17 protein-coding genes are annotated in these 14,093 nt (G+C 44.8%); 1 reads left to right on the top strand and 16 read right to left on the bottom strand.

Going from position 1 to position 14,093, the window contains the following annotated elements; genetic code table 11:
- Positions 1-111: 111 nt before the first annotated feature.
- Both AC0J2X_RS12050 and AC0J2X_RS12055 read right to left on the bottom strand, forming a co-directional pair.
- On the bottom strand, positions 112-1,311 hold the full coding sequence (locus AC0J2X_RS12050; protein WP_101566496.1) for an HD-GYP domain-containing protein: 1,200 nt from the start codon (positions 1,309-1,311) through the stop codon (positions 112-114).
- 67 nt (positions 1,312-1,378) lie between these two features.
- A complete protein-coding gene (locus tag AC0J2X_RS12055; RefSeq protein ID WP_014951444.1) occupies positions 1,379-1,717 on the bottom strand; it encodes an MGMT family protein in 339 nt (112 codons plus the stop codon).
- 79 nt (positions 1,718-1,796) lie between these two features.
- On the opposite strand from AC0J2X_RS12055, the gene AC0J2X_RS12060 reads away from it, so the two are divergent.
- The gene (locus tag AC0J2X_RS12060; protein WP_278711888.1) at positions 1,797-2,378 is read left to right on the top strand and encodes a tRNA-uridine aminocarboxypropyltransferase; all 582 of its coding nucleotides are present in this window, start codon (positions 1,797-1,799) and stop codon (positions 2,376-2,378) included.
- A 23-nt stretch (positions 2,379-2,401) separates the two neighbouring features.
- On the opposite strand, the gene AC0J2X_RS12065 is transcribed toward AC0J2X_RS12060, so the two are convergent.
- The 14 genes from AC0J2X_RS12065 to rsmG all read right to left on the bottom strand — a co-directional run bounded on the left by AC0J2X_RS12065 (position 2,402) and on the right by rsmG (position 14,020).
- A complete protein-coding gene (locus AC0J2X_RS12065) occupies positions 2,402-3,001 on the bottom strand; it encodes a glutathione S-transferase family protein (protein WP_239238881.1) in 600 nt (199 codons plus the stop codon).
- Between the two features lie 163 nt (positions 3,002-3,164).
- Positions 3,165-4,151: a hypothetical protein gene (locus AC0J2X_RS12070; protein ID WP_039228875.1), complete on the bottom strand. Its 987-nt coding sequence runs from the start codon at positions 4,149-4,151 to the stop codon at positions 3,165-3,167.
- 199 nt (positions 4,152-4,350) lie between these two features.
- Complete coding sequence (locus tag AC0J2X_RS12075; protein ID WP_014951448.1) at positions 4,351-4,764, bottom strand: F0F1 ATP synthase subunit epsilon; 414 nt, start codon at positions 4,762-4,764, stop codon at positions 4,351-4,353.
- A gap of 60 nt (positions 4,765-4,824) precedes the next feature.
- Positions 4,825-6,210: a F0F1 ATP synthase subunit beta gene (atpD, locus tag AC0J2X_RS12080; RefSeq protein WP_014951449.1), complete on the bottom strand. Its 1,386-nt coding sequence runs from the start codon at positions 6,208-6,210 to the stop codon at positions 4,825-4,827.
- A 33-nt stretch (positions 6,211-6,243) separates the two neighbouring features.
- On the bottom strand, positions 6,244-7,104 hold the full coding sequence (gene atpG, locus AC0J2X_RS12085) for a F0F1 ATP synthase subunit gamma (RefSeq protein WP_012520217.1): 861 nt from the start codon (positions 7,102-7,104) through the stop codon (positions 6,244-6,246).
- Positions 7,105-7,162: 58 nt separating this feature from the next.
- Positions 7,163-8,704: a F0F1 ATP synthase subunit alpha gene (gene atpA / locus AC0J2X_RS12090; RefSeq protein ID WP_014951450.1), complete on the bottom strand. Its 1,542-nt coding sequence runs from the start codon at positions 8,702-8,704 to the stop codon at positions 7,163-7,165.
- A 13-nt stretch (positions 8,705-8,717) separates the two neighbouring features.
- Positions 8,718-9,251, bottom strand: coding sequence for a F0F1 ATP synthase subunit delta (gene atpH / locus AC0J2X_RS12095; RefSeq protein WP_014951451.1), 534 nt, complete (start codon positions 9,249-9,251; stop codon positions 8,718-8,720).
- A 14-nt stretch (positions 9,252-9,265) separates the two neighbouring features.
- Entirely contained in the window at positions 9,266-9,736 is a 471-nt protein-coding gene (atpF, locus tag AC0J2X_RS12100) for a F0F1 ATP synthase subunit B (protein WP_014951452.1), read from the bottom strand.
- A gap of 45 nt (positions 9,737-9,781) precedes the next feature.
- Positions 9,782-10,003, bottom strand: coding sequence for a F0F1 ATP synthase subunit C (gene atpE / locus AC0J2X_RS12105; protein ID WP_012520222.1), 222 nt, complete (start codon positions 10,001-10,003; stop codon positions 9,782-9,784).
- Between the two features lie 99 nt (positions 10,004-10,102).
- Positions 10,103-10,936, bottom strand: a complete 834-nt coding sequence (gene atpB, locus AC0J2X_RS12110) for a F0F1 ATP synthase subunit A (RefSeq protein ID WP_012520223.1) — start codon at positions 10,934-10,936, stop codon at positions 10,103-10,105.
- Between the two features lie 101 nt (positions 10,937-11,037).
- Positions 11,038-11,424 (bottom strand): ATP synthase subunit I, encoded by a 387-nt coding sequence (locus AC0J2X_RS12115; protein ID WP_014977839.1) that lies wholly within the window; start codon positions 11,422-11,424, stop codon positions 11,038-11,040.
- A 206-nt stretch (positions 11,425-11,630) separates the two neighbouring features.
- Positions 11,631-12,509, bottom strand: coding sequence for a ParB/RepB/Spo0J family partition protein (locus AC0J2X_RS12120; protein WP_014951454.1), 879 nt, complete (start codon positions 12,507-12,509; stop codon positions 11,631-11,633).
- Between the two features lie 45 nt (positions 12,510-12,554).
- A complete protein-coding gene (locus AC0J2X_RS12125) occupies positions 12,555-13,349 on the bottom strand; it encodes a ParA family protein (RefSeq protein ID WP_014951455.1) in 795 nt (264 codons plus the stop codon).
- A gap of 35 nt (positions 13,350-13,384) precedes the next feature.
- On the bottom strand, positions 13,385-14,020 hold the full coding sequence (rsmG, locus tag AC0J2X_RS12130; protein ID WP_014951456.1) for a 16S rRNA (guanine(527)-N(7))-methyltransferase RsmG: 636 nt from the start codon (positions 14,018-14,020) through the stop codon (positions 13,385-13,387).
- Positions 14,021-14,093 lie beyond the last annotated feature (73 nt).

The following is a 14,093-nucleotide window of genomic DNA, read 5'->3' on the forward strand; positions in this document are numbered from 1 at the left end:
GATTGTAGGACATCAAACCTGAACGTTAGCTAAATGAACGTTGGAATAAAGAAGAAAAAATGCGTTGGTACACAGTGTAAATACTACACTGTGTTGCTAAAAAGTAACGTTTTAGCCTATTGAAACTGAACGCTCAAAAAATGCGTTCACATCAATCTTATAGTCAGACGCTATGACGGCTTTGTTGATACTGATTGTTTTATCCGATGATAGGTCAACATCTTTCGGCGTTAGATAGTGGTTACTGCGAACCGAATAAAAAACCTTTACGAGTGGCGTAAGCGGGGAGTCTCTCTGTTCAAGCACCATCGCTAATTTATCATTTGATAATAGAACTAGGCTCCCTACGGGGTATACGCCCAGACACTTTATAAACTGTTGAACGAGCGACTGGTCAAGACGCGTTGGCGCATCACTCATCAAAATAGAGAATGCCTTTTGGCTAGACATACCGGCCTTATACACCCGGTCCGCGGTGAGTGCATCGTACATATCGGCAATGGCAAGCATTCGGCCTGCTTGACTAATATCCTCACCTTTGGTCCCAGCAGGGTAGCCTAACCCGTCCAATCGCTCATGATGCTCACTAATCGCTTGAATCAGTGGCTGCGCAATTTCCGTACTTTTTAAATAGTCGACCCCGTGCTTTACATGACCTTTCATGATCTCCATTTCGCTGTCCGTAAGGCGGCCTGGCTTATGAAGAATTTCATCTGGAATTTTGATTTTGCCCAAGTCGTGTAGAAAGCCAGCATAGGAAAGGTCTTGCACCTCTTCTTCAGACATCCCTAAATACTTGCCAAAATTGGCGAGTAAAATAGCAACGTTCAGAGAATGCTCTAGTAAATAGTCGTCTTTTTCTCGAATTTTAGTCAGACAAAGTAACGCATCGGGGTTTCTATCTACCGACTCTACCAACTTGTTTGAAAATGCTTTGGGAATACTCGCATCAAAAGGCGTCTCTTTTTGTACATTGGCAAGTAACAACTTTTGAATTGCCTTTCCTTGCTCGTGAAGCTTTGCGGCTCTTACCAGCTCATTTTCGAGTGATATCTTTTTTGATTTTACCGGTTGATTAGAAGACGAGTTTTGGTGCTTTTCCACAGTAGCCGATGAACTAGGTTGCTCAACGTTAAACGCCTTATCTGTATCAATGGCGAGGGTTTTCACACCTCGCTTTCTAAGTGTTTTAACCACGTCATCAGACGTAACGCGGCCTTGGCTCGTAACCCTCAACGCACCTTTTTGCTCTAAAATTTGATGAACAAACATGCCTGGCACTAACTGATCAATAGTAATCTTTTTTATCATCTTATATGCACTGCACTATATTAATCGCCATATATTTGCTAACTGCTTTCGTATAAAAAGTGAAAGCTCAGTACTCTAACTCTACTAGTATAGTGTGTAAATCTGGCTTCCAACCAAACTTCGTCATATTCACTCGGTAGTTTTTAACGACCACACCTTCCTCTGCTAATCGCTCTCGCTGCTCATCCGCTTTATCAGAGCCAGCAGGAAAAGCAATTTTACCGTCAGCACGTAGTACGCGATGCCAGTGGCAGTCAGCATTTATCTCTCTTAAACACTTTCCCATCATTCTAGCTCTGCCGGGTAATCCACACAGGTCAGCGAGCAAGGCGTAACTTATTACCTGCCCCTCAGGCACTAAAGAAAGCGTTTTCTCTACTCGAGATTGTACTGCTTCATTCGGCATGTTGTATATTATCCTATCTATTAAGTTACTTAGTTAATAAGTGCGATAAACGTTCAAAAGAGAATAAAGAAATTCAGTTATGCGCCTTTATTGTGAACACTGTGGATATCCTCAAAAAACCTGTATTTGCTCTCACATTAACACAGTAGATACATCGTTAGAGATTGTGATAATTCAACACGAAAAAGAAGCACTTCACGCCAAGAATACGGCGCGCTTAGTTTCATTGTGTATTCCTTCGACGCGAATCATACTTGCTAATGATGTCGTCGCTATGCAATCCCTATCCGAACACTGCTCACGTCGACATTCAGTGCTTGTTTACCCAAGTGAATGCAGTACACCGATAGAAAATGTCGATGCCGTTGCACGTTCTGAGATCACAACGCTAATTCTAATAGATGGAAGTTGGAAACAAGCATTTGGTCTAGTTAAACAGAACCCATGGTTAACAAAGTTACCAGCGTTTCACTTCATTTCTGCACCCACTTCTAACTATGCTATTCGTCATACGACATTAAGCAATGCACTTTCTACGCTAGAAGCAACAGCTTATGCACTACAGTGCTTAGATCAAATCGACGTTTATGGGCTTTACAGAGCACAGACAGCCTTACAAGATAAGTGGCAAGGCCCTATGTCACATAGAAGGCATTTGTAGCGTAGAACTTCGTTTAGCGCACATTACGCGTTCATGGGAATGAAGCCCTTTTGATCTTTGACTAAACTTATCCAATTTCGAATGGCAGGATAGGCGGAAAGGTCAAACCCGCCCTCGTGGGCAACGTGGGTATACGCAAACAATGAAATATCCGCAAGAGTTAACATGTCACCTAGCAAAAACGGCGTAGTTTTAAGTTGATGCTCCATGACAGCTAGTGCGCGATATCCACCCGCTTGTTTAGATTCGTACTCCGCTTTCCTGTCCTCGGGTAGCCCTAAATAAACATTGATGTAACGAGCAACGGCGATATAAGGCTCGTGACTGTATTGTTCGAAAAACTGCCACTGTAAAAGTTGCGAAAAACTATAGGGAGAAGAGGGGATTAAAGGAGTGTTAGATGCTAGATAGTGCATGATGGCATTGGATTCTGACAACACCCTGCCGTCGTCTAATTCAAGCAACGGAATTTTCCCATTTGGGGTCTTTTCTAGGAAAGAAGGAGCGCGTGTTTCTCCTTTCATAATGTCCACATCAATCCATTCGCAGGTTTTACCTAACAAAGAAAGAAGCAGTTGGAGTTTGTAACAGTTTCCTGAACGCGTGTCGCCGTATATTCGCACAATGATATCTCTATGACCTAAGAAGATTTACCATACCAACGCAATGTGAATACGACAATTATTAATAGCTGTTAGGGTGCGAGAAGGGATTAAGCGAGCCTTGTCTAGATACCACATAGACCGCTGCGAAAAGATAAGGCTAAGAACAACAGACCCGAATAGACTAATGATAGCGAGGGAGTTGAATTAACCATTCAACAATGAACAACAGAACCCAAGAAATCGGTATTAACGCAATACACGCAGCCACTCTAGCCTTATCTCTTGGGGCAAAAACCCGCGCCCCCATTTTTAAGACTCGTTCTTTTTCGCTTTCTAGTTGCTCAATTGACGCAGCTGTAGAGAATTCTTCGTGCTTTGCACATCGTTTAATACCGTCTTCTATGTTTTCCTCTAGGTGCAGTACAGCAGCTTTCTGCTCTTTCTCAAGCATACTTTTAAGCTTTATTACCGGCCAAAATAGATAAACGCTCACTATCCCCGTGAAGAACGTGACTACTAGTACATCAATGGAAGGAATGTCTTTTTTCAACCAAAAGATAGGAAAAATGGCCAGTGCCCCCATCGCAAATATGCTGTTGGTTGTTCCTAATTTTAAAATCGTCATGATGGACTTAAGTCGGTCAATATTTCCACCGGCTTGGGGCAAAACTTTAGAAGTTAGGTACTTAATGTTGGAGGAGATCTGAAACAAAAATAAAATGGCCAAGAACCAAAAGGGGACGGCTGTGGCCGTTAAGAATAAAACGTGTATTTCTTGTTTTACCGTGATCAATCCTTCGAATATGCAGTACACAATCGTGATCATAATAGAAATGATGATTGCATTGAAAATATGGTGTCTAAATTCAATGGCGAGTTCTCGCCTATGCGCCGAAAACTGACTAAGCTGATTTGTTTTTACAAGCAAAGAAATAAGGGTGCTAGCCACGTTTTGATGCATTAAACGAAGCGCAAACCAAAAGTATCCTGTAATAAGCGACATACCAATAGCAGAGTTGAAATCCCGCTGTGCACGTACATTTCCCACTTCAGGCCAATCTAACGCACCCGTAAAATAATGCACTGAAAGTAAAATCAGTGTTGTTAGCAGAGGAAAAAATCCAATAGAGGCACCTTTGTGCATGTTGGAATACGGGTTAAGCTTCATTTCTATAATTCGTTACAGGCAAAGGTGGCACTAGAATTAGCGCCGATTACGTTTTAATTTAAATCGGTTAAAACGCTCTAACGATAAGCTTTGTGTAGTGCGATAGCAATAAAAATAAACGTAAGAGAATGTGAACGACCACTTTTCGTTCGGCAATAAAAAACCCGCCATTTGGCGGGTTTTTTCAAAGCTGTGCTTTTTATTTGCGTAACTTCTGAATAAGACGAAGTTGAGCAATAGCTTCTGCAAGCTCGTGAGCTGCTTCAGCGTAGTTAAAGTCAGCGCCTGGGTTGGCGATGTGCTCTTCTGCACGTCGTTTGGCTTCTTCTGCTGCCTGCTCGTCAAGATCTTCAGCTCGAACCGCGGTATCAGCCAGTACGGTAACATTGCCAGGTTGTACTTCTAGTACACCACCAGCAACATAGATTACTTCTTCTTCACCGTGCTGTTTAACCAAACGCACCATACCAGGTTTAATAGCAGAGATAAGTGGCGCGTGCCCTGGGTGAATACCCAGCTCACCTTCGCTACCTGTCACCTGAATCGCTTCAACGCGACCTGAGAAAATCGCTTTCTCCGCGCTTACTACGTCCAAATGTACTGTCATTGCCATGTGAACCTCCTGATTAGGTACGTTAGCATGATGCTAGGCTAGCAACTGCTAGCCCTGTCATTATGCTTTCTTGGCTTTCTCTAGCGCTTCTTCGATAGAACCAACCATGTAGAAGGCTTGCTCTGGAAGGTGATCGTACTCACCGTCTAGGATGCCTTTAAAGCCACTGATTGTGTCTTTTAGCGATACATATTTACCAGGTGCACCAGTAAATACTTCTGCTACGAAGAACGGCTGAGATAGGAAACGCTGAATCTTACGAGCACGTGATACCACTTGCTTGTCTTCTTCAGATAGTTCGTCCATACCTAGGATCGCGATGATGTCTTTCAGCTCTTTATAGCGCTGAAGAACAGTCTGTACGCCACGTGCTACGTCATAGTGCTCTTGACCAATTACTAGCGGGTCTAGCTGACGAGACGTTGAATCTAGTGGGTCTACCGCAGGGTAGATACCAAGAGACGCGATATCACGAGAAAGTACTACCGTTGCATCCAAGTGAGCAAAGGTTGTCGCTGGAGATGGGTCAGTCAAGTCATCCGCAGGTACGTATACCGCTTGGATTGAAGTGATTGAACCTGTCTTCGTTGACGTAATACGTTCCTGAAGTACACCCATCTCTTCTGCAAGAGTAGGCTGGTAACCTACCGCAGATGGCATACGACCTAGAAGTGCTGATACTTCAGTACCTGCTAGGGTATAACGATAGATGTTATCTACGAAGAATAGAACGTCACGGCCTTCGTCACGGAACTTCTCAGCCATTGTTAGACCGGTAAGTGCAACACGTAGACGGTTACCCGGTGGCTCGTTCATCTGACCGTATACAAGCGATACTTTATCAAGTACGTTTGATTCGTTCATTTCGTGATAGAAGTCGTTACCCTCACGCGTACGCTCACCAACACCCGCGAATACTGAGAAACCGCTGTGCTCGATTGCGATGTTACGGATAAGTTCCATCATGTTTACGGTTTTACCTACACCCGCACCACCGAATAGACCAACTTTACCACCCTTAGCGAATGGGCAAACCAAGTCGATTACTTTGATACCAGTTTCTAGTAGTTCTACCGAGCTAGACTGATCTTCGTAGCTAGGCGCTTCACGGTGAATAGACATACGCTCTTCTTCACCAATTGGACCTGCTTCGTCGATTGGGTTACCCAATACGTCCATGATACGACCAAGTGTCTTCGTACCAACTGGAACCATGATTGGGTTACCGGTATTTTCTACTGCAAGACCACGTTTTAGTCCGTCAGTAGTACCTAGTGCGATGCCACGAACAACACCACCACCTAATTGCTGTTGCACTTCCAGGGTTAGACCTGACAAGTCACCTTCGGTAACTCGTAGTGCGTCATAAACTCTTGGTACCGCATCTTGTGGAAATTCAATATCCACAACGGCGCCAATGATTTGGACGACCTTACCTTGACTCATAATTTGTCCTCGTTATCTCTTTTAAACCTTTGCCTACACCGCTGCGGCACCGCTCACAATCTCACTGATTTCTTGTGTGATTGCAGCCTGACGCGCTTTGTTATATACCAGTTGTAACTCATCAATGAGGTTACCGGCGTTGTCGGTTGCTGCCTTCATGGCAACCATTCGCGCAGCTTGTTCTGACGCCGCGTTTTCTACAACACCCTGATACACCTGAGACTCAATGTAACGAACCATTAGTGCTTCCAAAATTTCTTTTGGATCTGGCTCGTAGATGTAGTCCCAACGATGTTGATATTCTTCGTCTTCTGACTTTGGCAAAGGCAATAACTGATTGATCACAGGTTTCTGTGTCATGGTGTTAACGAAGTCATTGAATACCAAGAATACTCGGTCAATTTGTCCTTCGTCGTACGCTTTAAGCATAACGCGTACAACACCCACTACATCGCTCACAGACGGCTTGTCACCTAAACCAGATTCAGCAGCAAGCAACTTGCCACCAAAGCGGTTGAAGAAACTGCACGCCTTAGAACCTAATGCAGCGAAATCCACTTCTACACCCTGTTCACGCCATTTTTTGACGTCTTGAGTGACGAGCTTAAATTCATTGGTGTTCAAGCCACCACATAAGCCTCGGTCAGTGGAAATCACAATGTAACCGACGCGCTTGACTTCACGCTCTTCCAAATAAGGATGGCGATATTCAAGGTTACCGTTTGCAATGTGACCAATCACTTTAAGCATATTTTGTGCATATGGACGGCCAGAAGCCATGCGTTCCTGCGCCTTTTTCATTTTAGACGCAGCAACCATTTCCATCGCACTGGTAATCTTCTGAGTATTTTTGATACTCCCAATCTTACCTTTTATTTCTTTACCGCTGGCCATGACTATCTCTCCGATTACTCAACGAATTGCGCTGGTGGTTAAACACCAGCACCATTGATTACCAAGTTTGTGTCGCTTTAAAGTTTGTTAAAGCGTCGTTCAACTTAGAGGCAATCTCGTCGTTGTAGTTACCTGATTCGTTGATAGTCTTCATAAGGTCAGCGTGTTCGCTGTTCATGTAAGAGTGAAGAGCGGCTTCAAAATCTAGGATTTTGTTAAGCTCGATACCCTTAAGGAAACCTTTTTCTACCGCGAACAGAGATACACCCATATCAGCAATTGAAAGTGGTGCGTACTGCTTCTGCTTCATTAGCTCAGTTACGCGCTCACCGTGCTCAAGTTGCTCACGAGTTGCATCATCAAGGTCAGAAGCAAACTGCGAGAACGCCGCAAGTTCACGATACTGAGCTAGGGCTAGACGGATACCGCCACCCAACTTCTTGATGATTTTAGTCTGTGCAGCACCACCAACACGAGATACCGAGATACCAGCGTTAACCGCTGGACGGATACCTGCGTTAAACAAGTCAGTTTCTAGGAAGATCTGACCGTCGGTAATTGAGATTACGTTAGTTGGTACGAATGCAGATACGTCACCAGCTTGCGTTTCGATAATTGGAAGCGCAGTCAATGAACCTGTCTTACCTTTCACTTCGCCGTTTGTGTAACGCTCAACGTATTGTTCGTTTACACGTGCAGCACGTTCTAGTAGACGTGAGTGAAGGTAGAATACGTCACCTGGGTAAGCTTCACGGCCTGGTGGACGCTTAAGTAGTAGTGAGATTTGACGGTAAGCAACAGCTTGCTTAGACAAATCATCATATACGATTAGCGCGTCTTCACCGCGGTCACGGAAGAATTCACCCATAGTACAACCAGAGTAAGGCGCTAGGTATTGAAGCGCAGCAGACTCAGATGCAGATGCTGCAACCACGATAGTGTGGTCAAGTGCACCGTGCTCTTCTAGTTTACGTACTACGTTAGCGATAGTAGATGCTTTCTGACCAACCGCTACGTACACACACTTAATGCCTGTACCTTTTTGGTTGATGATAGCGTCAACAGCCATTGCTGTTTTACCACACTGACGGTCACCGATGATAAGCTCACGCTGACCACGACCTACTGGGATCATGGCGTCAACTGACTTATAACCAGTTTGTACTGGCTGGTCTACCGATTGACGCTCGATTACGCCAGGTGCAATTTTTTCAACTGGTTCGAAACCAGCAGCGTCGATTGCGCCTTTACCATCGATAGGCTCACCTAGTGTGTTTACAACACGACCTAGTAGTGCGTTACCTACTGGTACTTCAAGAATACGACCAGTAGATTGTACTTTATCGCCTTCTTTAAGGTCCGCATAAGGACCCATAACAACTGCACCTACAGAGTCTCGCTCAAGGTTTAGTGCAATTGCGTAACGGCTTCCAGGAAGCTCGATCATTTCACCTTGCATTACATCTGCAAGGCCATGAATGCGGATAATACCGTCAGTTACTGCGACGATAGTACCTTCATTACGTGCTTCACTGCTTACATTGAACTGTTCAATTCTTTTCTTGATCAGTTCAGCAATTTCAGTGGAATTAAGTTGCATGCTCTTATCCCCGTTATGCTTGCAACGCGTCTGCTAGACGGTTCAATTTCGACTTTACGGAACCATCAATAACTGTATCGCCGGCATTAATTACCATTCCAGCGATCAGGGCAGGGTCCACGTTACAATTAAGCTTCACTTTACGTGCCAAACGTTTTTCCAAAGATGCAACCAACTCATTTTGTTGCGCATCAGTCAGCGTAGATGCTGAGGTTACGTCCACTTCTATTTCTTTGTCGTAATCTGCTTTAAATGCATCAAACAAAGTAGAAATTTCAGGCAACGCGGCTAAACGTTTATTCTCAGCCAAAACCTTAACCAGGTTTTGGCCGTGTTCGTCGAGTTGCTCACCACAAACATTGTTAAAAATGTCGGCAAGCGTGTCAGCGGCAACCGCACCAGACAAAAGCTGGTGCATGTCATCGTTCGCTGCTACAGCGCCTGCAAAGGCGAGCATTTCTTGCCATTTTGCAACGGCGTCTTTCTCGACAGCAAAATCGAAAGCAGCTTTAGCATAAGGACGAGCAACGGTTGTCAATTCAGACATGGCTCATCTCCCTATTAAAGCTCAGCGACAAGTTTTTCAACAATGTCGTTTTGTGCGTTTGCATCGATTTCACGTTGTAAGATTTGCTGTGCGCCAGCTACTGCAAGTGCAGAAACCTGCTTGCGCAAATCTTCTTTGGCACGATTGCGTTCAGCTTCAATCTCGGCATAACCAGAAGCGATAATCTTTTCGCGTTCCGCATGGCCTTTTTGCGTTTCTTCGTCAACCAATTGGTTGGCACGCTTTTTAGCCTGCTCGATAATTTCAGCTGCTTGCGCTTTCGCATCTTTCAATTGCTCAGTAGCTTTCGCTTGAGCAAGCTCTAGGTCTTTCTCTGCACGCTCAGAAGCTTCAAGCCCATCGGCAATTTTCTTCTGACGTTCTTCAATCGCTGCCATTAGTGGAGGCCATACATATTTCATGCAGAACACCACAAACACAGCGAAGGCGATTAATTGACCAATAAAAGTGGCGTTAAAATTCACAATCGCCCCTCCTCTTAAAGTTCGCTAAAAAAGTGTTTAGTAGAATTAGGCACCAACAGCGAACAATAGGTATAGAGCGATACCAACACCGATCATCGCGATGGCGTCGATAAGACCCGCTACGATGAACATCTTAACTTGTAGTTGAGGTGCTAGTTCAGGTTGACGAGCAGCAGATTCAAGGAATTTACCACCTAGTAGACCGAAACCAATAGCGGTACCTAGGGCACCAAGACCAATCAGTAGTGCAACAGCGATGTATAACATTTACGTCTCCGATTTAAGTTAAATTTAAAGTTAATGTTTAAAAGTCAAACTCTGTAAAAACGGTGTCGATTAAAAATCAAAACCGACACCCGTTAATGCTTAGTGGTCTTCACACGCCAGGCTTAAGTACACGATGGTAAGCATCATGAAAATAAACGCTTGAAGCGGAAGTACCAGAATATGGAACACAGCCCACATGAAGTGCAGTGGAAGCTGGAAATAACCAATTGTAGCAATCAAAATGAAGATTAGCTCACTGGCATACAAGTTACCGAACAAACGCAGTGCTAGTGAAAGCGGACGCGCAAGCAAAGTAACCGTTTCAAGAATAAAGTTCACCGGAATAAAGATAGGGTGACCGAAAGGCTGCATAGTAAGTTCTTTCGCAAAACCACCGATGCCTTTCATCTTGATTGAGTAGAAAAGAATAAGAATAAACACGCCTGAAGCCAGTGCGAACGTCAAGTTAAGGTCAGTGGTTGGAACTGCCTTATTGTAAACGTCGTGTGGATCCATGCCAAAAGCCGCTTGGCCGATAAGACCAGACACCCATGGAATTAGGTCAACTGGCACCAAATCCATAAGGTTCATTAGCAATACCCATACAAAGATAGTTAGCGCTAATGGCGCGATAAGTGCGCTCTTACCGTGGAAGGTGCTTTTAACGTTGTCGTCAACAAACTCAACAACTAGCTCAACAAACGCCTGCATTTTGCCAGGTACGCCGGTTGTCGCTTTTGAAGCAACGCTTCTAAAGATGATTAGGAAAAGAAGACCAAGACCGATAGACCATGCCAGTGTATCAACATGCCATGCCCAAAAACCGGCGTCAGAACACGCTTTGTTAAAAGCAATTCCGTTGTCAGTTGAGCACATGGTGGCATTGGTCAAGTGGTGCTTGATGTATTCTGAGGTAGTGTATTCAGATGCCATTGTTTAACCCAAGTTGTAAAGTGTAAAAATTTGGTGACTGGTTCTTTTGTCTCAATCAGTCGAATACGTTGTTTTCGTTATCGCAACGCCTCGCGCTGTCTTTATTCTTTCGTACCGTAATGAAACATGGCTAGCCCGTGGCTAGCGGTTGTAATCACAAATGCCATGAAAATCTCTAATGGCGCGGCGTTTAAGCCTTTAAAAGCAATTACAAATAAAATGATTGTCAGTGCCAGCTTCAATTTTGAGCCTTGGCTAAAACTCCGTGCAACAAGGTCGTTTTTACTGGCACCTGCGTAACGAAACGCGAAAGCCATAAAAACACTGTTCGGCAGAATGCTGATTAAAGCGCCTGCCGCTGCCGACATGGCGGAATGACTTCCTCCTGCGGCGCCTGCGAAAGCGGTAACGACTAGGGCCGTGACAGCCTGAAAAAGTAGCCCTTTCTTGGCGAGGTCTAACCCGCGTTTTGCTAACTTGTTCGTCACTTTTACTCGCAGCTTGTTCACGTCTTACAAAAAGCGTCAGAAGTATACTGTTTTACCGACAATTTTCAACAGTACAACGCTTTTTGAAAGTTATTCTGAAAATTTTCTATTGCTATAACCGGAAAGGAGAGTGTCCGGCGTTTGCACCGAACAGCGTATCAATTGCGGGTAGGCAAAGGGGGTTTCTCTACTAATTTTATTTTAAGCTATTGAATTTTAGAGATAATCCCATCTAATTGTTCAAGGTCGCTAAAGCTAATTGTCAGCTTGCCTTTGCCTTTCGCATTGTGGTCAATACTCACAGGAGTGCCTAAATTTTCTGAAAGTCGTGTCATAAGGTTTTGCACATCAGGATCAACTTTCTTCTCAGGCTTAGGTTTAGCTGGCTCCAAAAGCTTTTTCACAAGCTTTTCTGTATCGCGCACGGTAAGGCCTTTGCCCGATACTACTTGCGCAGTTTCCGACTGGGTATCACCTTCTAGTGCTAACAGCGCTCTAGCATGACCCATTTCAATATCGCCATGCTCGACTAACAGTTTCACGTCGTCGTTCAAATTATTCAGACGAAGCAAATTTGTCACTGTGGTGCGTGATTTGCCCACCGCTTCAGCAACTTCTTGATGGGTAAGCGCGAACTCATTCATTAAACGGTCGAGGGCTTGCGCCTCTTCCATGGCATTTAAATCTTCACGCTGGATATTTTCGATAAGCGCAATGGCCACTGCCGCTTCATCAGGCACGTTCTTAACCAAACAAGGCACTTCGTCTAGCTGTGCCAGTTGTGAAGCTCGCCAGCGACGTTCACCGGCAATGATTTCATAGCGGTGCTCGTCGACTTTTCTCACTACGATAGGCTGAATAATACCTTGCGCACGAATGGACGATGCCAATTCTTCTAATGCCTCAGGTGACATGTCTTTACGAGGCTGATACTTGCCCGGCACTAAGTATTCAATAGGGAGCTTGCTTAACTCACCGTTGGTTGAATTTACCTCGGCGGCATCTTGTTCTTTTTGAGCAGATGATTGGCTGGTTGCGAGTAGCGCATCTAAACCGCGGCCAAGGCCTCTTTTACGTGCTGACATAGTGTCCTCTATGGCATGTGCTGATAGTGTTCAGCTTATTGTCGTTTAACTTGCTTTTGCCTGTGCAGGCGTTGTTTTGTCCCTACGACGCAGTATTTCACCCGCCAGTGCCAAGTAGGCTTTAGCGCCTGTCGATGATTTATCATAGTACATCGCTGGCGTACCGAAGCTTGGTGCTTCAGCTAGACGAACATTGCGCGGAATAACCGTGCGATAAACCTGTTCACCAAAATGGCGCTTCAACTGTTCTGAAACGTCGTTAGCAAGGCGATTGCGCGGGTCGTACATAGTACGCAATACGCCTTCAATCTTCAATTCTGGATTCACTACGGATGCCAATTTTTGAATGGTATCCATAAGGGCAGTGAGGCCTTCTAGTGCGTAATATTCACACTGCATAGGCACCATTACCGAATCGGCAGCCGCCAAGGCGTTCACCGTTAACTGGTTTAGCGAAGGCGGGCAGTCGATAAAGACAAAATCGTAGTAATCCATAACGGGCTTCAGCGCGTTGCGAAGCCTTACTTCACGGGCAAACATTTCCATCAGCTTGATTTCTGCCGCGGTTACGTCACCGTTCGCCGCGATGAGGTCATACTTGCCGCTTGTCGCTTTAACGATAACATCGTTTATTGGCTTTTCTTCAATCAACAATTCAAATGCCGTAGATTCAACGTCGTATTTATCAACGCCGCTTCCCATGGTCGCATTACCTTGTGGATCGAGATCAATGAGCAACACCTTACGCTTGGTTGCTGCCATTGACGCTGCCACGTTAACTGCAGTGGTTGTCTTTCCAACACCACCTTTTTGATTCGCGATCGCGATTACCTTAGCCACGTTAGATCCTGTTCTCGTCTATTTCTATTTTTCGGCTATTTCTTTTTTAGCCAAACCAGATGTCGTTCGCCTACCAAATTTGGCACAGTGAGGTTTTCCGTTTTGCTCACATGGAAGTGATCACTCACTTCGTCTATCTCATCTTGTGGAAACTGACCTTTAAGCGCCAAAAATTGACCTTCTGAATCTACCAGATGCTGACACCAGTGCAACATATCTTTTAGCGAAGCGAAAGCTCGGCTTAGCACAATATCGTAAGGCGTATCGCCATTGTGCTCTTCAACGCGGCTTTGCACAGGAGTTACGTTAGTTAATCCAAGCGTGTGCACACATTGGGTCATAAACCGTACACGCTTGCCCAATGAGTCAAGCAATGTGAATGATTTATCTGGAAACGCGATTGCCAACGGCATACCTGGAAGGCCAGGGCCCGTTCCAACATCAATGATATTGTTACCATCAAGAAAGGGCACAATCGCCAGCGAATCTAGAATGTGTTTCACCATCATTTGCTTAGGATCGCGCACAGAAGTCAGATTGTACGCCTTATTCCATTTGTCCATAAGCAGCACATAGTCAACTAACTGCTGCTGTTGCTTATCACTTAAATCTAGTGAAAGGGCATCGAGTCCAGACACCAAAATGGTGTGCAATTCTTGCTGTATCGTCATCGAAAAATCTGTCTGTTCGCGTTAATGTTTTTTGCTCTACACAGTCCATACCATAAACACGCGTGGCGAATCG

The sequence above is a fragment of the Alteromonas sp. R7 genome, assembly GCF_055755235.1.